The sequence below is a fragment of the Enterovibrio baiacu genome, from assembly GCF_004120195.1.
GTDB classification, from domain to species: domain Bacteria; phylum Pseudomonadota; class Gammaproteobacteria; order Enterobacterales; family Vibrionaceae; genus Enterovibrio; species Enterovibrio baiacui.
On record NZ_SCHN01000017.1, the window covers coordinates 24,433 to 45,070 of the forward strand.

Sequence of the window (20,638 nt, forward strand, 5' to 3'; positions counted from 1 at the left end):
TGACGAAAGGGATGAACCATTCAAGCGATGAAGAAATGCGTCGATCCATCGCTGCGTAAAAACAAAAAAGAGAGAGGCTGACCTCTCTCTTTTTCCTGTAACAGCGCTATGTGGCGATTAACTATCCTTCGCGTTTATTCAAACAAGAAAAAATACCCATAAGCCGCAATGAGCGCTGGCACCGTTGAATACAGGGTTGCCATCATCGCAGCTTTAGGCGCAAGCGCAATGGCAGGAAACAGCGCATCACCATCATTTGAGATAGCATTTCCGACTTGCGCAGACATAGGCACTGCCCCGCTAATGTACAAGCTGGTCACTAATATTTGAGGGCCACACCCAGGCAGCAAGCCAATCGCGACACCCATCAATGGCATCAACGCTCCCCAACCTCCAAACACATTCGACAATTCAATGTCGAGTCCCAATATCGTCAACTCGAAGGTAAGAAACGCTGCAATCACCCACACCGTGACAAAATTAGTGTCTTGCGCAACGCGTTGAAATAAATGAGATTGGCGGCACTTAGGGTCTTCACCCACCACGGATTCGTAAGTATTCACTTCCCGTTGTAACGACCAAAAGGTCACGGTGATCACGGCCAAGGCAGCGCCCAATATCTCCGAGGTGCCTGCTGGCAGGCTAAACACGGCATCCGCATCCATTTGAAACGAGCCGATCAAGGCCATCACCATGGCAGGGAAAACGAGCCATTGCCAAAAACGCCCTTGCGCATTAATGAACCCGTGTTTGGATGAGGCAGTCTCTGAATCTTCATTGGCATTGAGGTTGTGACTACGCACTGCGTTTGGGCGAAGAAAATCGCCCCCGTGGATGCGATCAACAATCACACCTGACATCAAGCCGACAACGAAGCCCAATCCCACCATCATAAAGCCGTCCATAGGTCGGGTTGCGAGCAGCAAGAAAGCGGCATCTCCCATGGTGGCCGTGAGCACAGCAACCACCGCACCAAAGCTCAAGTTACCGCGAACATATTGGGTAATCACCACAATCGCACCGCCACATCCGGGGAGCGCACCCATAGATGCAGCGAGCAACACTTGCAGCGATCTGCGCGCCGAAAGTTGCTTCGTCCAAGCGCCTTTTCGGTCAAACTTGTCCGTCAAATAGTGAAACAGCGCCAAGGTTGCAGCCACATAGGCTGCAACTTGCCAAAATGCATCAGACAACACGCCCAAACTTACTGCACGGGTAGGCTCCGCCATCAGCAACGCCATCAAAACGACAGGGAACACCAGACGACGATTCTTTAGCGTCCAGTCCTGCTGTTTGACGATGGGCGAAAGGTATTTAGAGACAAGTGTTGTCATGCTTGACCTTAACTTTCAAATCGCAATGAGAATGATTATCAATATAATTTAAAAATCCAGAATTGCAACATTGTTTTTGGGAAGTGACCAATGGGCGTGTCAAGATCGCGAGGTGCGAGGTGCGAAAAAGAATAGAAGGCTGAGAAAAGAAAGCCAACGCAAAAACGCCCCACTGAGAATCTCGCGCTCAGCAAGGCGGTTTTGTGTGGATCCTAGATTTACTTGTAAGCACCCGCGGCGTAATGCAGTTCATAGCTGTGGCTATAGATTTCTAAGATGTTACCGAACGGGTCTTCCATGTAGATCATGCGGTAAGGCTTTTCACCTGGGTAGTAATAGCGTGGCGCTTTCATGCGCTTCTTACCGCCCGCAGCCACAATTTTGTCTGCCAATTCTTCTACGTTCGGGTCTTGAACACAGAAATGGAACACGCCTGTTTTCCAGTATTCAAAGTTGTCTTCTGGGTTTTCTTGGTTTTTAAATTGGAAAAGCTCTACGCCGATGCGGTCACCCGTTGAAAGGTGCGCGATGCGGAACGATTCCCAACCTGAGCCAAATACATCGGTACACATTTCACCAATCGCGGAATCGTCTTCCACGATCTCTGTCGGCTCCATGATCAGATACCAACCAAGCACTTCCGTGTAAAACTTCACGGCCGCTTCAAGATCAGGTACTGAAATACCAATGTGTGAAAAAGTGCGTGGGTAAGGCATTTGCATGTGAGTGTCCTCTCTTCTTATTGAATGTGCTCAGTCTACTTATCCCATTCACTGTTTAAAAATTATGGTTTATTCTTACATCGATAACATTTATTTATGGTGAACTATGCTGAACCCGAAATGGCTCAATACCTTTGAAACCTTGGTAGAGACAAGCAGCTTTACGCAAACCGCCGAGCGTCTTTTCATGACGCAACCGGGCGTCAGCCAGCACATTAAAAAGCTGGAAGCCGAATTAGGTGAAGTGCTGATCTATCGGGAAGGAAAACAATTTGAGCTGACCCAAGCAGGCATCATGTTAAAAGGGTTTGTGGCAGAGCAAAAACAGCAACAAGAGGATTTCTTCAGCCGACTAAAATCAGACAGCCCTCATCAAGGCAGTATCCGCATTGCGTGTTCTGGCACCATGGCGATGACGCTTTATCCGCTCTTGCTCGCCCATCAAGCGCAGCATCCTGATTTGTCGGTTCACCTCGAAGCGGCACCCGCAGAGCGTATTCGTCACTACTTGATGGAAAATTTGATCGATATTGGGATCAGCACACAGCGCATTGACCACCCTTCCATTTTGGAAAACCCTTTAGGGGAGGAAGAGCTCAGTATCGTCGTACCTGTGACGGCGAACATCGACAGTGATGACTATGCAGGGCTGACCGCACTGGGTTATATCAACCACCCTGACGGGCAGCACTATGCTGACTTGGTGTTTACCGCCAATTTTGCCGCGCATTATCGTGGCTTAGAGTCGATAAAAATCAGCGGCTATGTCAACCAGCTCGCGCAGATCTTATTGCCTGTATCTAAAGGGCTTGGGTTTACCGTTTTGCCCGCCAGTGTCATCGACAGCTTTTCAGCCCCGAACACACTCGCGCGCTTTCCGCTGATCGAGCCAATATCTCAGACCGTCTACTTGGCGCAAAAGCGCCATCGCGCTTTGCCTCAGCGTTACGACCCCGTCATGGCAATCATTGAACGAGCCATGCGCCCTCTCTCGCAGACCGCTGAATAAGCTTTCCTCTGCGCCCAACGATGTACTTTTTCTTCGCCGATAAAAAAACCGCCCTGATGTATCCATCAGGGCGGCTTGGTGTATTACTCAACACATGCACGAATCTGTTCCACGCATCCACGCAAAAGAAGTTCGTGCTCAATCAGTGAATTACACGCGGAAGAACGACAGCTCTTGTTTTTGGCTTTCCGCCAGCTCAGACAATTCTTGGCTTGCCTGTGCGCTCTGGCTGATACCAGTAACATTTTGCGTGATAATGCTCGACATGTTCGTGATATTACGGTGAATATCTTGCGTCACTGCCGACTGTTGTTCCGCTGCGGTCGCCACCAGGGTGTTCATGTCTGTAATTTGTGCCACAGAACGCGTAATACCGTTCAGCGCTTCATTCGCTTCTTGGCTTAGCTCTTGCGTGCGCGCCAGCACATCCATACATGTGCCCATGCTGTCGCCCGCTTGTGCCGCTTGATGCTGAAGACCTTCAATGATTTGTTGAATCTCTTTGGTCGACGCTTCAGTACGCGCAGCAAGCATGCGTACTTCATCTGCAACTACCGCAAAGCCACGACCAGAGTGGCCTGCACGCGCCGCTTCAATCGCCGCGTTCAGTGCCAACAAGTTAGTTTGCTCAGAAATACCACGGATCACTTCGACCACATGGCTGATACGAACAGATTGCTCACGCAGCGTCGTCACAACGGTTGCCGTGTTCTCAATCGATTCCGCCATTTGCACAGCCGCTTGTGAGCTTTGCTCAAAAATCGACAGCCCTTGAGACGCGAGCTCATCGGTTTGACGCGCTGCATGGTCAGCATTCACCGCGTTGTCAGACACATTGTCAGCCGTGCTCGAAAGCTCAGTCACCGCAGAAGCGACTTGTTCAATTTCGCCTTGCTCTTGCTGCGCATTCACGCTTGATTGTGTCATGACTGCCGCCAACTCTGTCGATGCGGCTGCCACTTCATCACTGATGCTGAACAGGGTCGTCACAGTGCGACGCAGCTGATCAACGGTTTGGTTCGTATCGCGACCCAAACGCGCAAGTTCGTTGGTGCCTTCATCAGAGGCTTTTGCATTCAAATCGCCTTGCGACAATTTACGCATCACATCCTGCAATTCGGAAAGCGGCTTCACAATCACGCCAGACAACCACCAGCCGATGATCATCGCGACCAACATCGCCACCATGAGCACAGAGCCCGTGGTGATCACCATGCTTTCGCTGTTCTCGTCCGACATTTCGAGGTCTTTTTCCACCAATGGATTGATGAAGGCAGACATCGCATTCACGGCTTTCATCATGTCCGCACCCATAGCGCGATATTCGCTCACCATGGCTTGGTAGGTTTTTGCGTCTACGGTAGCGTTGAAATACGCTTCAATGGTTGGCTGCGCTTTTACGTTGGTGTAACGCATGTAATCACTGATGCTGCTATCAAGGGTTTGAGACACCTGACGTAACTGCTCAGAATGTCCCATGGTGCGCAGCGTCGTCAGCGCCTCATTGGCAAGATCCGCCACGTTACGGCCCATGTTTTTCGCACGATTAGCATCATAGATGCCATAAATCGCTTCCACACGCATTGCCCAAGCGAGATCTGCAAGCTTGGCAATCGCGTCTTTATCTTTAACGACCTGACGGGCCGTTTGACTTGTTGCAACTAACGAAACTTCCACTTCACTTTTTGCAAAAATTAAAACCGCAGAAACACTCAGAACTAAAAGGAGGATCGGAATCAGAATCTGATGCCGAATAGAAATATTGTTAAGTGACATTTGTTTACTTTTCCCGCGAACCACTCATTAAGAATCGAGCGCATTATGCGACCTAGATCACCTAATTCCAATAGGGAAAATACGTTTATTTGGATTTATTTTGAGCAGCAAGTGTGATCGTCAAATGCATGGCTAAAGTGTCAAAAAAACCTTGCTGACTAAATGAATAGATTCATCGACACTGAATGCAGTAACACCAACGATAGCAAGGCATAACCCGTAAATTTTCGGCCTTAAAACCATCTAAATAACCAGACATTTAGAACGTATTCCGCCAATGTTCATCTCGGCAAGTTTAAGGTTTAAAGGAAACGCCTGGCGCTATCACTGATGGCAAACCCATCAAGATGATGAATATTTTCACTCACAGTAATCGCTCAACGTAATAGGGATGAAAATAATCTAAAAAGCCTGCCGTTTTATTATTTGGGCATAAAAAAACGCCCTGAATGGGCGTTTTTTAAACGGGGAATATTGCGTTAATTTATTCGAATTCGTGCACGGCGTGTTCAGAAAACGCCTCAACAAGCGAGTTAATGTCTTCGTGTTTTTCATTCCCAGATAACCACACCATGAAAAGCTCATTTTCCATTGCTGGACTGTCTTCCACGAGGTGCAGTTTACCCGCATCGATCCAAGGCTGGGCAATGGTCGACGGTAAGTAACCGACGCCACCACGGTTGAGCAAAAACTTGGTCGCAGGTTGGCAGCCATGGCTATGCAACACAGGCGTTCTTTGCAGCGAAGGAATGCGGCTGTGCTCCACGGAGAAGCGCGTGCCCCAATCAAGGTAAACCAAGGGCAATGCGCCAATGGTTTCCATGGTTTGCTCTGGTTCGCTTGAGACCAACACCAAGTTGAAATCCGTTAAACGGACTTGCTGCAGGTCAGCCAATTTTGGTGGCTCACTGGTCAGCACCACATCCACTTGTTTCTCAAGCAATGCATTGGAAATTTGCTGACGGCTCAAAGACTCCGTACGCAACGCCCAATCAGGCTGAATGGCTTCAACTTGTTCTAGCCATTCGCTGCTGTTGTCGATTTCCCAAATCAGCGAGGTCGCCCCCACCGTCAATTGCTGCTGATAGCTGTCCGTCAGCGCCACATCCTGGCGTGCACGCCCCCAAGTTTGCAGAATGCTCTCTGCATATGGCACAAAACGCTCACCCGCCGCAGTCAGGCGTAAATCGCCACGTTTACGGGTAAACACAGGCGTACCGAGTTTGATCTCAAGCTGACGGATACGAAAACTGACCGCAGATTGTGTTAAATACAAGTTTGTCGCAGCTCGACCAAAATGACGAGTCTTGTTCACTTCTAAAAATGTGCGCAGTAAATCTGTATCCATCTCAGCTCTAAAACCATAAAAAATATTAAGATGCGTTATCGGGCAAAAAGCCGATGCGGTCAAGGGGTAAAGACACAATTTTACCTTGGTATGCGTTCTAACGATCGCTTTGGGTTTTATTTGTTCACCCAATCCCGTGTATCGGCATCAAATGCCCCACATTCGTGTTCCTTTGCTGCAGAAAAATGCCCAGACAAACTGGGCATTTTTACGCGACCTCGGAATACGCTACTTGTGCGCTTTGTGTCGTTGATGAAAGCGGCTTTTGCCTTGCGGCGCGAGGCGCAAACGCAAGTAAAATTGCCACAAGGCGAACACGCCATGACCGACCACCCAACCAAGGATGAACACACCCCAATGGCCTACCCACATGCCAATCACCGCAGATGCCGCAAACAGAAATACTGACAGCAAGACAACGTTGAGCACTTTGGCGAGACGCCAATTCGCTTTATAGCTTCGCCCCCATAGGACAAACACACTCAAATTAATGAACGTCACCTGCCTCGCATACAAGCGTTCCAAATAGAACGCGAGCCAAGCTCCCCAGGCGCCACCAATCAGAAAATCACTCCATACGTCCAACATCTTGCCTCCCTGTTTATGTTGAGGCTGGTTTATGGTTAATGCCGCGCATGTCACGACATTGTTTTCTCGTCTGGTCACTCTTTCGAATTACTGATCTTTAACAGAGTGTAAGAAACGATGCTTTGGACATGTGTTCGAACAAAGAGACTCAATAACGGTTCCTGATCGCTGAACATCCTTATTCAGCATGAAGGTCAAGACGCTGTTTCATGCCGTTTGGGATTATTTCCCCCCAAGATCGGGGACTTGAGACAAGGTAGGGATAGGAATCACTGCCTGCCTGCTCTAAGATGCCAAGACAGTCGTTGGAAAGTGACACAATTTAAAAACCCAGACAAAACGACAAAAACACGATGCAAGATGTCGTGAAGTTGTTTGGGTATACATGGACATCACTGAGATAGTGAAATACGCCCTCATTAGGTAACACTATCCAGTCAAACAGGAGTACCGCGTGCGCATATCTGCCCCAATCGTTGAATCATTAGACACCATACTGCCAGACGAACCGTTACTAATGATGGGTGCAGGCCCCGTGCCAATTCCAGCCAAAGTGGCCGCCGCCAATGGCATCGTGATCAATCACCTTGGCGAAACCATGTCGCGCATTATCGAGCAGGTAAAAGCCATGTCTCGCTATGTGTTTCAAACCGAATCCACGCACATCATGGGTGTTGCGGGTCCAGGCTCTGCTGCCATGGAAATGGCCGTCGCCAACCTCGTGGCACCAGGCGATAACGTCTTGTCGATAAGCAATGGTTTCTTCAGTGGTCGTCTTGCTGAAATGTCAGAACGTGTAGAAGGCAAAGTAACGCGCCTTACCATCGAAGAAGGCTTAGCGGCAGACCCTCACACCGTGGCGCTCGCCATCGCCAAGCACCAACCTCAAGTACTGACCATCGTGCAAGGTGAAACATCTAACACTGTCTTTAACCATGCCCTACCCGAGATTTGCCGCGCTGCGAAAGCGGCAGATTGTCTCGTGATAGTCGATGCAGTGTGCACGCTCAGTACCATGCCATTAGAGATGGATGAATGGGGTGTTGATGCGGTGATTACTGGCGGACAAAAAGGGTTAAGTTGCATTCCTGGCGTGTCATTGGTGGCGTTCTCAGATAACGCATGGGAAAAAATCACAACCCGCGAAGACACCCTTCGCCACTGGTGCTTGGATGCCAAACTTGCTGACAAATTCTGGTACCAAAGCTCTTACCACTACACGGCACCGGTATCAGGCATCATGGCGATTCATGAAGCCCTACGTTTGATCTGCGAAGAAACGCTACAGGCGCGTTTTGATCGCCACTTGAAATGCTCACGGGCACTCCAAGCAGGCATTGAAGGGTTAGGGCTAGACCTTTGTGTTGATAACGCATCACGACTGAACTCGGTCGTCGGTATTCATGTGCCGAACGGGTTGAACCAGAAAGACATACTGAGCCATATTTCCCGTGAATTTCGTGTCGAGATTTCAGGCTCATTTGGCTTGGATATTATTCGTATTGGGCAAATGGGTGAACAATGCCGCGTGCACAACATATTCCGCACCATTCACGCACTAGGCTCGACAATTCAAGCACTTGGTGGTGAGGCAAACCTTCCAAGAGGCGTTGCTATGCTAGAAAAAGCCTTGCAAGAATACCGCCCCGTGTTCGCCTAGCGGCCACGAGACACAGACAAAACCAAAAACGGCAGCCAAAATAGGCTGCCGTTTTTATTGATTAGCATGAACGCTGCATCACCCGTTTCTCGATGGTTTAATCGTAGATTTCTCCACGATCCAACACCACTTTTCCATGTTCCAGTAGCACCGTAAACACATGGCTTGGTGAGGTCTCGACTTCCTGCGAGCACAACCTTAGGTACTCACCATCTTGCTCATACGCATGATCCACCGTGATGCGATGGATCTGATTACGGCTCAAATACCGGGAAACGTTGGCCATTGCATTTTTCACTTCAACAGACGCTTCCGCATCACAGCCCAAAAAGTACAAACTAAAGCTACGTGAGAGCATCATGAATGACATGTCGATGGATTCATCGGAGAACTCAATGATGTTGCGTCCTGACTGATTCGAAGCGCGTGACTTGTTGCTGAAGAGGTGCATGTTGTACTCGTTGATATACACCACGAGGTCTTTGTCGTCACTGGTAAACCTCGCGGCTTGACGCTGCAACATGACTAACGCGCCCTCTTCACCGCCCCAGTATGGGGAACGACTATAACCTGATGACACCACTCGGCTGTTCAAACCAAGGTCTGCGCCAATGGCTGACAAAAAATCATGCACTGACAAGGTGACATTGTCTTTTTCGTTTTTCAGCAGGGTAATGAATTTGGATTCAAGGAAGACTTTGGGGTGTGCCAAATCAGGAAAGAAGTGTTTTCGAATATCAACGGTCAGCGATGCTCTTCGGCTAGACTCTCCCACCAAAAAGTGAAACTTCATCTTTCGCGTAAACGGGTTGTAACCGGGCTTTTTGAAAGCGTTGAACCGGACCTTTTCCCGCTCACACATCAGATAAAGACGTGCTTCGCTCAGCACATCTTCAATGTGGTGTTTCAAATTGTCACGGTAATCGACAACGTACTGGCTAAGTTGGTCGCTATCTGCGGAAAATTTAGCATCCACAAGAATGTCACACCAAAACATATCAGTGCCGATAAGTTCTGCATGCCAATGTCGATTGACTGCAGTGACGATCTTTCGTTGCTTCGCTTCCAATCTCTAAATCTCAGATACCATTTCAAGGATTTGCAGTTAAAAGAGTAGCTTAATTTGAGAAAATCGCGGTATGGAAGGTCACCGAGCGATGAGAAATTGGGGGCTAATCAACAAAACACTTAATGGGTTGCAGCAAACTGTCGATGAATGATGAAAGTTGCACAAGGATACATGGGTAACCCAATACGGCGATCCTATACATGTGAAAGTGAGATGACGCTGAGCGGTAATTCGGAGAGGCAGCAATGCGCTGCAACAGAGAAGGCGTTTACTTGAATGGCAGGAAACGCCCAGTACTTACTTTTTCGTGCGTGATTTCGAGGTTTTAATCGCGTTGTCTTCACGGGTTTGTTGGAACCAAAATCGTTTACGACCTGTTGAACGTGACATATTCTTCCTTACTATTTCTGATCAGCATAACACCAAGCGAGGTGCTGAGTTTTCATCGTGTACATTGCTAAGCAACGTCATGATTTTCATTGTTATTTATAGAAATATAGCTGAGAAATATGTAACTGGAAGACAAATATGGAAAAGAGATATTTGGGGAGTTAATAATTTTTGCTAGAAGACGATAAAAATAATGGAGGTGTCGCTGATGGTGTGGGTGAAACTAAAACGTGTTACGGGGAGTGAAACTCGAGATAAAAAGAGGCGTAAATGGCAAAGCCACTTACGCCGCCTTTCGAAATTACAGAGCTACTACGTTAGCAGCTTGTGGGCCTTTTTGGCCTTGCTCAACTTCGAAAGATACTTTTTGGCCTTCAGCCAAAGTTTTGAAGCCTTCAGAAGCGATTGCACGGAAGTGAACGAATACGTCAGCACCGCCGTTGTCTTGAGTAATGAAACCAAAACCTTTCTCTTCGTTGAACCACTTAACGATACCAGTAGTCTTAGACATAATGTGTCCCTTAATATTTAGTTGATAATAAATTTTCGCGATAATGCGAGGCACTGGCGCTTGAATTATTGAATGTGACGATGAAGCTAAGGGAAACACTAAGGATAACCACGGTTACGAAGAAATCTTGAGGTTTTACTTTGGCTTGAAGTTCCATTAATAAATCTGAACATACAGAGCGAGGCGAATAATACCGTAGCGGAGAGATTAGTAAAGGGTTATTTTCACTTTTTCGCACCTTGTGAGGCCACGGAATGCGTAGCCCTACCTTCGTTTGTGATCATACGCATTTGTTTCATCACCAAATTCAACAACCACACACAAATTGATAACCGCTGGAAATGTTTTTAGCGATTTTCACGTTTCATTTCGAGTTTGAATCAATGTCCCACTGCATGCTGTCGTCAACGGCACATCCCCCACAATATACCCATACATCGTTTTCATGATGTTCACCGACCCCCTCGCATCTCTACATATCGCAACCCTGTTGCTCGAAGCAAAAATTGGGGCTCCCGACAACACAATGCCTAAAATGACTCACTTTTTATTAGCACGATTTGGTTAATAATCTGTTTCTCGTTACGGCATTTATCGAACAAATTGTGCGTTTTATAGTCCTCCTCACTGGCACTGAACACTGCCAACAAACGCATAAATCGATAACAAAAACGAACGAGGGATACGACATGAACACATTCAAAGTAAGCCTAATCGCCGCGGGGATTGCCACCTTATTTACCACTGCCGTGGTTGCAGAAGAAACAAGACCTTTTACCTATCTGCCAGACGGCGGTTACCCCTCAACCACTGATGCGACCTTTGTTGCGCCTAGCGCAAAAACACCCCTTAAAGTGGGTGACAAAATTAGCAACCTGACGGCGCGAAACTTTAACGGTGACGTGATCGTGCAAAAACTGACTGACAATGCCTACTGGGTTCAAATAGGGTTTTACAACACCGTGTTTCTTGTCGGTGATGACGGTGTGCTCTTGATGGATCCACTGGCCTATGGCAGCGGTGAAGCAGTGCTTGCTGCAATTGCAGATGTCACCGACAAACCTGTCACCGCCGTGGTGTATTCACACCACCATGAAGACCACATTGGTGATATTTCCGTGTTCGAGAAAGCGGCAAAAGATGCTGGCGTAAAACTTGAAATCATTGCGACGGATGCCACCGCAAAAGGCATGAAAGCGCACGGGAGTGAGGTGACACCTGCAACCAAAGAACTCAAGTTCAGCGGTGACAGCTTCACGTTTGGTGATGAAACCATCACCGTCTATGGGCTTGCAGATTCTGCGCACACCTACGACAGCGCGCTTTGGATATTGGAAAACGCAAAAATTGCGCATATCCCAGATGTCGTCAACCCAGACCAAATGCCGTACCTGAACTTTGGTGGTTCAGACACCTTCGAAGGCTATGAAGATAATCTTGCGTTTATCAAAGCCAAAGAGTGGACGTATTTCTCAGGAGGGCACGGGAACATTGGCAGCAAAGCAGATTTTACCTTCATGCAGGAATACGTGGCTGATCTAAAAGCCGCCACGGGCGACGCCCTCGGCAGCGTAAACCCAGGCGATTACTTTGTGGCGAAATACAACAACCACCAAGCCTCTGCAAAGGCTTACTATGATGCCATCACCGCAAAAGCCATGGACACGTTACGTCCAAAGTATGGCGAGTTTTACGGATTTGAAGCCTCTGTGCCTGACCAAATCGTCATGGTACGCGATGCCATCAGCCACTGATTGAACACCTAGGAGCCGGCACACAATCAACAAGTGTAAAGGTGTTTTGTCTTACTCTCCGTACAAAAATGGTGCCCTAACACAACCATTACGTACACCTAACATTGGCTTACTTGTTTTGAACGACAGTAAAGGTGCTGCAGCAAAACACTACCCAATGACTCCACAGGAAAAGGAGAGTAAGCGATGACAATGCTAAAAACACTGATGTTGGCTCTAGCGGTTTTCTTTACAGGTTCAGCACTGGCTACCTCGACCGATGGGGGCAATAAGTGCCCAGAAGGGTCAGAAGCTCCCGAGTGCCAAGTGAAAGACGATAACAGCGGCTCTTAAACCAAGCCGATAGCAAGCAGGCGCTTTTCTGGGTTGTAGAAGCGCCTGTATTTTTCACCGCACTGTCTTCGATTCCCCATCTGCAACATCCTTTTGCTCCCTTGCGTGCCCACATCGGGTTTATTTGGAGATATACTGCCAGCGGTTATTTCAATCCAAGCCTGCATATGAAGCTCGCCAACAGTCCGGTTACACAACACGTCTTCGACGGTATTCCTTTCTTCCTCAAGCGCGACGACCAACTTCACGGTCATTTTTCGGGAAACAAAGCCCGCAAACTGATGTCGCTTCTTGCTTACGATGATCCAAAGATCACCCACTTGATTGGGTATGGTTCACCGCAGGCCAACTCCTTGTTATCCCTTGCGGCGCTCGCGTCCATCAAAGGTTGGCAGTTAGAGTTTTACGTTGATCGCATTCCAAGTTGGCTAAAAGAGAGCCCGATTGGGAATTATCGTGGGGCGTTAGATCTGGGCGCGAAAGTCATTGCAATGACAGACATCTGCGTCGAATCTACCCACCCTGCTGATTTCATTTATAAGCACCGACAAGATGAAAATCACCTACTTGTGCCTGAAGGTGGTCGATCTCCGATTGCAGAAGAAGGCGTCAAAACCCTTGCGGACGAAATTCTCGCGTGGTCTCACTTCCATCAAGAAAAGCCATTGGCCATCGCGTTACCTGCGGGCACGGGTACCACGGCGTTGTATTTGCACAAGCATTTACACCCACACGGCATTGAGGTGCTTACCTGCCCTTGCGTTGGTGGGGAAAGTTACCTTGTTTCGCAATTTGAAGAACTGGGCGAAACCAGCCACCCCACTATTTTGACTCGCGAGCAGAAGCATCACTTTGGAAAGCTGTACGAACAAGATTATCGCGTGTGGCAATCCTTGCTTGAGCAAACCCACATCGAGTTTGATTTGTTGTATGACCCAATGATGTGGCGATGTTTACAGACATGGTACCCACAGAACGCTGACAAACAGCTTCTCTACATTCACCAAGGCGGCATTTTAGGCAACGAAAGTATGCTGCCAAGGTATGAGCGTAAATACGATCTTCGCTAAAAAGCTTTACACTCAGGTCTCATTAAAAACACCCATACACTCACCACCAAACTGCTAATCTCGCCTTAGTTTAAACCAGTTTTTGCACAAGGAAACGTGTATGAAGTTATGGGTAGTTGGGTTACTCCTCGTTATCGCAGGCTGCGCCAACACAGAGAGCAATACGAGCAAAAATACCAGTGACAAAGCGGATACACATCAAGACGTTTGCCGTGTGCTAGAGAAGGACATCAAACGCCCCAAAAACGCCCTACCAAGAAGACTCGATGAAGGGCTAACAGCCAAACGCGTTGAATTCATCAATGATGATTTCACTTGCCATATCAATATGGTGATTGAGATTGATGACGACTTACTCATGTATCCGAGAATGGAAGGGAATAGCCGAGCCGAAAAGGTCGCTTTTCTCAATTCGCCAAAAGGTCAACTCACTGTCTTTGACGGTTTCCACGCTGGAATCGTCGAAAGTATGTTCGCTGATAGACCTCATTGGATCGACATTCAAGGGCTCAAGTTTTCACTGCAAGTCGACTACACCTCAGGTGATGCGCATACCACCGTCATCAATACGCTCGATAATACGGGATTTGACGCCAGTGAGAGTTGTTACAGCAAATTCATTGCTGTTGATTTGTGTGCGTATGTTGAAGAAGAGGCGCTACTCACCCAAAAAGACGATCTCTACAACATTCAAAACAATGTCATTTTAGAAAAAGTGTCATCAAGCGGAAAAGCGCTCACGCTTGAGTATGCCTATCTGCCTGAGTTCGATTATGTGCTCGATGGAACGAATGTTCAGCGACAGAAAATCAGCGCATCAGGTTTGAAAAAACTAGAGCGGGAAGTATGTGGTAAGCAAGGACCAAATAGAGGGTTTGTCAAAGCCGGTGGCGAAGTGAAGCTAATTTTCAAATCCACCAAACACCAGCTTAACTATTCCTCCAATGAGCTGACGTGCTCTCCAGACTAGTTACTCTTCCCACCCCTCAAAGTGCGTCAACAAATGATCGATAGCAAGGCGCGCTTTGAGAGGCAAGAACTTGCGGTTTTGATACACGACCCATGAGGTGATTTTCTGCGTCCAAAAAGGAGCGAGCACTGGAACCAAGTCACCCTCTTGAACCGCTTGCTGGAAACTGCTTTTGGGCATATAGCCAATCCCTAACCCGCCTTTACATGCCTCTACCAACGCATTCGCGTTATTACAGCGAAAGCGCCCTGCGACTTTCACCGGTATCTCTTTGCCCGCCTGCTCGAACAGCCAAGTATCGTTATTGGTGATCAAACAAGAATGTTGCGCTAACGCTTTAGGGTGGTTTGGTTCACCGTGTTCCAAAAGGTAATCAGGCGACGCAACCGCCATCAAACTGCGGTCAGCGAGCTTTCTCGCCACCAGCCCCGAGTCTTGCAAGCGCCCATAACGGATAGCGAAGTCGATGCCATCTTCCACAAAGTTGACGTGCCGGCTGCTAAAATCCACTTCCACCGTTAATTTGGGGTGTTGCTGGGCAAACTCTACCAGCGCTGGCGCAACGAACTGTTCGGCAAACGACCCCGCCATGCTGATACGGAGTGTGCCTTGCAAATCAAACTGCGTGCCTGTCACCATTTCGTTGGCTTGATCGAGCCCGCTCACCAACTCTTGGCATTGCAGATAATACTGCTGACCCGTTTCCGTCAGCTTCACCGAGCGGGTAGACCGCGCAAACAACGCCGTGCCGAGCCGCTGCTCTAAGCGAGAGACTTGGCGAGAAACGTGGCTGACGGAGCAATTCAAACGACGCGCAGCCTCACTGAAGCCCTTGGCGTCTGCCACGGTAACGAATTCAACAATGCCATCAAAACTGAGTGAATGGAGGTTCATTTCATTATTGCCATATAGCAAAGACGGTTTTTCATTTTAGCGGATTATCACTCATATAGCGAAAGCATAGAATGGTCAACATCAAACGGCTTACTCATGTCCTCATACGGTCTGCTGCTAGATAAGCCCACTCACATCAGAAGGATTACGTTATGAAAAAGGTTCTAATCATCGTTACGAATCATGCCACGCTTGGCACCACCGATCAGGCGAACGGCACGTACGCCCCTGAGATGACCCACGCGTTGGATGCATTCTTGCAGGCGGGTTTCAGCTACGACGTTGCTTCTATCAACGGTGGCGCAGTGCCTTTCTACGGCGAAGATATGGAAGGTGATGACGTTAATACGCGCATTTTTAACGACGCAGAGTTTCAGTCTCGCGTGAACAACACCATCCCTGTGAACCAACTTAACATCGACGACTACGATGCCATTTTCTACCCTGGTGGATTCGGTCTACTGTCTGATTTGGCAGAGCATCAACTGACAGCAAGCCTCGCGGCATCGCTCTATGAAAAAGGCGGCGTGATCGGTTCTGTATGTCACGGCCCTGCGGGTCTGCTTCCTATTACCCTTAGTAATGGACAGCCATTGATCGCAGACAAAACAGTGACAGGCTTTACCCGTGAAGAAGAAATAGATTTTGGCACCATCAACGACATTCCTTTCCTACTGGAAGAGTCGCTCGCCCGTAAAGCCGCGAAATTTAGCAAGATCCAGCCTTGGGGCGTGCATGTCATCGTTGACGAACGTCTTGTGACTGGCCAAAACCCAGCCAGTGCACACGGTGTGGGCGAAGCCATGGTCGCCTTGCTGAAATAACGCCAACAGCGTTTCGAAAAGCACAACTTTAAACGTCGGTGACGAGCAAACCACTGCCTTGCTCGACACTGACGTTTTCCTTTTTACGGCGGCAATACCACCATGCTTAACCGCCTTTTCCGCTACTCCTCGCAATAGGCAGGATAATCGCTATACCCTTTTCGATCTCCACCAAACAAGGTCGTCGCATCAAGCTCAGCGAGTGGCCATCGGTGCTGAATGCGTTTAGGAAAATCTGGATTCGCGATAAACGGTCGACCGAACGCCACCAAATCCGCCAAGCCCCGCGACAAAATTGCCTCCGCTTTTTCCTGATTGTACTGCCCAGCCACAATGATTTTTCCCGGATAAATGTCCCGAAGTGCTTCTCGAAATTGCAGCGACACCGTGGGTGCATCGTCCCAATCCGCTTCCGAAAGGTGCAGATACGCCACGCCAATCTCCGCGAGTTTGCCCGCGGAATACAAAATTGCATCAATGATCTGCGGACAATTCATGCCCCGTGCCGTGATGAAAGGTGCTAAGCGCACACCCACACGCTCTGATCCAATGGCATTGGCGATCACCGTGGCGACTTCGATTAAAAGACGTGCGCGATTTTCGATGTTGCCGCCATACACATCTTGGCGAACGTTTGAGGTTGAGCGAAGGAATTGGTCGAGCAGATACCCATTTGCAGCATGGATTTCGACACCGTCAAACCCCGCTTCCATGGCATTGATCGCAGCCTTGCGATAATCCGTCACGATCTGTGCAATTTCTTCCCACAGCAACGCACGCGGTGTCGGGCAATCCACCATGCTGCCCACTCCCTCGTCATCCGCAACCCACACTTTTGCGTCAGGGTTTAATGCCGACGGGGCAACAGGCGCTTCGCCGCCATGAAAAGAGGCATGAGACATACGGCCAACGTGCCAAAGCTGAAGGAATATTTTTCCACCTTCACGGTGAACCGCATCCGTCACCAAACGCCACCCTTCAATGTGTTCTGGCGTGTGAATACCCGGGGTAAAGCTGTACCCTTGACCTTGCGGCGATATTTGCGTGGCTTCAGTAATGATCAGGCCTGCACTTGCGCGCTGTGCGTAGTATTCCGCCATCATTTTATTCGGAATGTTTCCCGGTTGTGTGGTTCGGCTGCGGGTCATTGGAGCCATCACAATACGGTTGTTGAGTGTGTGTTTACCCAGCTCTAGTGATTGAAATAAGGTCATGGAATTTCTCCTTCTGCATCAGCAGGTCATTAATCGTTAAGCGAATGAATGGATTGAAGAATATCAATAGAGAGATCGATGCCGTCGTCGGGAACATCTAGCTCAATCAGGAGCGACGCAGACAATCGAAGAAAGAACTGCGCAATCTGCGTGTCTGGCACAAGCGTGACCTGATAGATGAGCGACATGCTGTCGAGCCAACGCGCCAATTCACGGGCTGGCATGTCAGATCGCAGGGCAATATGATTAAGCTCGATATCCCGAATATCGGTGATATCGACAACGTGCAACGCCGCAAGGTCGTCGCGGTAAAACCAACGCCCCGGAAACGGAAACGCAGGACGCGCTCCCATCGACAAACCCAGTAAGGTTGTTAAATGCTGCAATGCGTTACTATTCGGCGGCGCAAGCACACTCACATGATCGAACTGCCAGGTGTAGTCAGGGGTGTTCACCACGGTTTTACCGTCAGTAGGATTGGACATTGTCATCATGGGTCTCACTGATTGTGTTCAACATGATCACAGCGTATTTGACGGATAAGATTTGAAAAACTAGCTTTGGGTATAACCAGTTTCAAATTGTATTTGAAAATTAAATGTGAAAAGCCCGCTATGATGAAAGCCCTTCAAGACTTCCGAATATTCATTGAAACCGCAGAACAAGGCAGCCTTTCCGCCGTGGCAAGAAACATGGATCTCACCCCTGCCGCCACCAGTGCAGCGGTGAAGCGATTGGAAAAGGAACTGGGAACGCCGCTGTTTATCCGTTCAACCCGAAGCCTACGATTAACGCCAGATGGCGAAGCATTTCTTCAACAATGTCAGCAAGCCATACAACTCTTGGATGACAGCGCAGCAACGCTTAAATCCGGGCAAACCGTGGTGAGTGGGGTCATTCAGCTCTCTTTGCCGTCAGATCTCGGGCGGAATCAGGTACTCGAATGGCTTGATGCCTTTTTGGATACCTATCCCCTCATCGAACTGCGCTTGCACCTCTCCGATCGCATTGCCGATGTGTATTCTCAACCTGTCGACCTTGCGCTGCGTTATGGTGAGCCGCCTGCATCGAACCTGATTGCCTTGCCCATCGAACCCAATAATTACCGTGTACTTTGCGCCAGCCCCGAATACATTGCGGCCTACGGAAACCCCAAGACACCGGATGAATTAACACAGCACAATTGCCTCTGTTTTGCCGTTGGCGACACCACACACACGCAGTGGGCGTTCTGGAAAAAAGACGAGGAAAAAGCAACGCAGCACAACCCTCGCCATTTAGGCATCAACCTACCGCCAGATGTCAGCGTGAACGTGAAAGGAAATCGGATGGCAGATGACGGTGAAGCGGTGCGTCGATGGGCACTTTCGGGCCGGGGAATTGCGTACAAATCTTACCTCGATATTCGAGAAGACATTCGCGCAGGAAAATTGGTGATCGTGTGTGAAGATTGGCTCGGTCAATATGCACCGTTGAACCTGATTTGTGCCGACCGTCGGCAGCTCAATCCGGCCGTTCAAGCCCTTCGACAGTTCCTGATCGAGAGATGCCGAGAATAGTCCAACTTTCTATCGATGAGTCAGTGGGTTACCCCTCAACCCTTCACCCACACAATGCGCAGCGCAGTGCGCATTCCGTCGTAAAAAAGCGCGTATCGCGTCGTAAATAAATAATTACCCCCAAACAAAAAGGGCCATTATCCAAATGTAGGCCTCTCAAATGCCGCAAAGAAAGCGGTTTAAACACGCGCGCGGTGGCGTGTTTATGTTGTGCAGTATATCGACAAAGGATTGCCATTTGAGAATTCAAAAAGCATGTCGTGGGCAAGACGAAGGGAAGGAAACAAGATGAACCAAGTGCCGATCAAACAAATCGACAGCGATGTCATTGATAAGCAAGCTGTCAAAACCATGCTCGAGCGACGCATTCCGAACTTTACGCTTGAACAACCCTTCTACAACAGCCCGGAGATTTTCCGCATCGACATGGAAGAAATCTTCGGTAAAGAATGGATATTTGCAGGCATGACGTGCGAATTTCCAAAACGAGGCAGTTTTACCACGCAGGATATTGGCGGTAACCCCATCATTATCGTGCGCGATAACAAAGACCAAATTCGCGCCTTCCACAACGTATGCCGACACCGTGGTTCTAAAATCTGCACAACCCACAAAGGCAAATCTGCCAAGCTCGTCTGCCCTTACCACCAATGGACGTATGATCTCGATGGGTCATTGGTTTACGCCGGCGTCGACATGGGCGACGACTTTGATAAATCCTTGTATAGCTTGCATCCCGTGCATTGTGAAAATGCCGGTGGTTACATCTTCGTGTGCCTTGCAGATAACCCGCCGCCGATTCAAGAATTCCTCGATGACCTGAATTACTACCTCGAACCCTACGACATGGCCAACACCAAAGTCGCCTACGAAAGCACCATCATTGAAAAAGCGAACTGGAAACTCGTGGTCGAAAACAACCGAGAGTGTTACCACTGTGACGGCTCACACCCAGAACTCCTTCATACATTGCTTGAGTGGGATGACAACAACGATCCACGCGCAACACCTGAATTCATCGCCTTGGTCGAAAAACAGCAAAAGCTCTGGGCAGGGCATGACATTCCCTTCAAGTTCAAAGGCGCGTATGGCCTTAGAAACCGCATGGTGCGAACGCCACTGAAAGAAGGCACTCACGCCATGACCATGGACGGCAAAGCCGCCAGCAAAAAGCTCATGGGACGCATCGACACCCCTGACCTCGGCGTGTTGCGTATTTTGCACCTACCGAACTCGTGGAACCACGGCGGCGGCGATAACTTGATCGCGTTCCAAATCCTGCCCGTGAGCCCACAAGAAACCAAAGTGATCACCCGCTGGATTGTGCACAAAGATGCCGTTGAAGGTGTGGACTACGACGTTGAAAACCTGATCCATGTATGGATGGCGACGAACGCCCAAGACCGCACGCTCGCTGAAACCAACCAGCTTGGCGTGAACTCGAAAGCGTACCAACCGGGCCCGTATTCCAAGACGTATGAGTTTGGGGTGATCAACTTTGTGAACTGGTACTGCGAACAGCTAGAAGCCAACCTCGGATAAGTGTTGGTGCGTTTTGGTATGTGCATGTCGTATTTGCATAAATCGTGAAACGCAAATGGCAACAAAATCCA

Annotated in this window: 19 protein-coding genes; 9 read left to right on the forward strand and 10 right to left on the reverse strand. The window is 48.9% G+C overall.

The genetic code is table 11. The annotated features are described in order from the left end of the window. Window positions 1–134: 134 nt before the first annotated feature. Window positions 135–1,334 (reverse strand): putative manganese transporter, encoded by a 1,200-nt coding sequence (locus EQP46_RS18040; RefSeq protein ID WP_129494976.1) that lies wholly within the window; start codon window positions 1,332–1,334, stop codon window positions 135–137. Window positions 1,335–1,552: 218 nt separating this feature from the next. Then, a complete protein-coding gene (locus EQP46_RS18045) occupies window positions 1,553–2,056 on the reverse strand; it encodes a lactoylglutathione lyase family protein (protein ID WP_129494977.1) in 504 nt (167 codons plus the stop codon). Window positions 2,057–2,162: 106 nt separating this feature from the next. On the opposite strand from EQP46_RS18045, the gene EQP46_RS18050 reads away from it, so the two are divergent. Continuing rightward, complete coding sequence (locus EQP46_RS18050; protein ID WP_129494978.1) at window positions 2,163–3,065, forward strand: LysR family transcriptional regulator; 903 nt, start codon at window positions 2,163–2,165, stop codon at window positions 3,063–3,065. A 150-nt stretch (window positions 3,066–3,215) separates the two neighbouring features. Here the strand turns inward: EQP46_RS18050 and EQP46_RS18055 are convergent, their stop codons facing one another. From EQP46_RS18055 to EQP46_RS18065, 3 genes are all read right to left on the reverse strand, one after another. After that, complete coding sequence (locus EQP46_RS18055) at window positions 3,216–4,841, reverse strand: methyl-accepting chemotaxis protein (protein ID WP_129494979.1); 1,626 nt, start codon at window positions 4,839–4,841, stop codon at window positions 3,216–3,218. Between the two features lie 484 nt (window positions 4,842–5,325). Continuing rightward, a complete protein-coding gene (locus tag EQP46_RS18060; protein WP_129494980.1) occupies window positions 5,326–6,189 on the reverse strand; it encodes a LysR family transcriptional regulator in 864 nt (287 codons plus the stop codon). A gap of 228 nt (window positions 6,190–6,417) precedes the next feature. Beyond that, entirely contained in the window at window positions 6,418–6,777 is a 360-nt protein-coding gene (locus EQP46_RS18065) for a hypothetical protein (protein ID WP_240671765.1), read from the reverse strand. Window positions 6,778–7,231: 454 nt separating this feature from the next. Between EQP46_RS18065 and EQP46_RS18070 the strand changes: the two genes are divergently transcribed. Beyond that, window positions 7,232–8,437, forward strand: a complete 1,206-nt coding sequence (locus EQP46_RS18070; RefSeq protein WP_129494981.1) for a pyridoxal-phosphate-dependent aminotransferase family protein — start codon at window positions 7,232–7,234, stop codon at window positions 8,435–8,437. Between the two features lie 97 nt (window positions 8,438–8,534). Here the strand turns inward: EQP46_RS18070 and EQP46_RS18075 are convergent, their stop codons facing one another. Together EQP46_RS18075 and cspE are read right to left on the reverse strand one after the other, a co-directional pair. After that, window positions 8,535–9,506 (reverse strand): hypothetical protein, encoded by a 972-nt coding sequence (locus EQP46_RS18075; protein ID WP_129494982.1) that lies wholly within the window; start codon window positions 9,504–9,506, stop codon window positions 8,535–8,537. Window positions 9,507–10,197: 691 nt separating this feature from the next. Next, window positions 10,198–10,407, reverse strand: coding sequence for a transcription antiterminator/RNA stability regulator CspE (gene cspE, locus EQP46_RS18080; protein WP_005423776.1), 210 nt, complete (start codon window positions 10,405–10,407; stop codon window positions 10,198–10,200). A 689-nt stretch (window positions 10,408–11,096) separates the two neighbouring features. Here cspE and EQP46_RS18085 point away from each other — a divergent pair. From EQP46_RS18085 to EQP46_RS18095, 4 genes are all read left to right on the forward strand, one after another. Next, the gene (locus tag EQP46_RS18085) at window positions 11,097–12,161 is read left to right on the forward strand and encodes an MBL fold metallo-hydrolase (RefSeq protein WP_129494983.1); all 1,065 of its coding nucleotides are present in this window, start codon (window positions 11,097–11,099) and stop codon (window positions 12,159–12,161) included. Between the two features lie 186 nt (window positions 12,162–12,347). Further along, on the forward strand, window positions 12,348–12,494 hold the full coding sequence (locus EQP46_RS24270; protein ID WP_017012045.1) for a hypothetical protein: 147 nt from the start codon (window positions 12,348–12,350) through the stop codon (window positions 12,492–12,494). A 167-nt stretch (window positions 12,495–12,661) separates the two neighbouring features. Then, a complete protein-coding gene (locus EQP46_RS18090; RefSeq protein ID WP_129494984.1) occupies window positions 12,662–13,564 on the forward strand; it encodes a pyridoxal-phosphate dependent enzyme in 903 nt (300 codons plus the stop codon). 100 nt (window positions 13,565–13,664) lie between these two features. Next, window positions 13,665–14,534 (forward strand): hypothetical protein, encoded by an 870-nt coding sequence (locus EQP46_RS18095; RefSeq protein ID WP_129494985.1) that lies wholly within the window; start codon window positions 13,665–13,667, stop codon window positions 14,532–14,534. On the opposite strand, the gene EQP46_RS18100 is transcribed toward EQP46_RS18095, so the two are convergent. Beyond that, on the reverse strand, window positions 14,535–15,428 hold the full coding sequence (locus EQP46_RS18100; RefSeq protein ID WP_129494986.1) for a LysR family transcriptional regulator: 894 nt from the start codon (window positions 15,426–15,428) through the stop codon (window positions 14,535–14,537). Window positions 15,429–15,580: 152 nt separating this feature from the next. Here EQP46_RS18100 and EQP46_RS18105 point away from each other — a divergent pair, with 152 nt between their 5' ends. Next, complete coding sequence (locus EQP46_RS18105; protein ID WP_129494987.1) at window positions 15,581–16,252, forward strand: type 1 glutamine amidotransferase domain-containing protein; 672 nt, start codon at window positions 15,581–15,583, stop codon at window positions 16,250–16,252. A gap of 122 nt (window positions 16,253–16,374) precedes the next feature. Here the strand turns inward: EQP46_RS18105 and EQP46_RS18110 are convergent, their stop codons facing one another. Further along, the gene (locus EQP46_RS18110; RefSeq protein ID WP_129494988.1) at window positions 16,375–17,466 is read right to left on the reverse strand and encodes an alkene reductase; all 1,092 of its coding nucleotides are present in this window, start codon (window positions 17,464–17,466) and stop codon (window positions 16,375–16,377) included. Window positions 17,467–17,495: 29 nt separating this feature from the next. Next, window positions 17,496–17,960, reverse strand: coding sequence for a VOC family protein (locus EQP46_RS18115; protein WP_129494989.1), 465 nt, complete (start codon window positions 17,958–17,960; stop codon window positions 17,496–17,498). 120 nt (window positions 17,961–18,080) lie between these two features. On the opposite strand from EQP46_RS18115, the gene EQP46_RS18120 reads away from it, so the two are divergent. Next, window positions 18,081–19,025: a LysR family transcriptional regulator gene (locus EQP46_RS18120; RefSeq protein WP_240671766.1), complete on the forward strand. Its 945-nt coding sequence runs from the start codon at window positions 18,081–18,083 to the stop codon at window positions 19,023–19,025. Between the two features lie 288 nt (window positions 19,026–19,313). Beyond that, entirely contained in the window at window positions 19,314–20,567 is a 1,254-nt protein-coding gene (locus EQP46_RS18125) for an aromatic ring-hydroxylating oxygenase subunit alpha (protein ID WP_129494990.1), read from the forward strand. The last annotated feature ends 71 nt before the right edge of the window (window positions 20,568–20,638 follow it).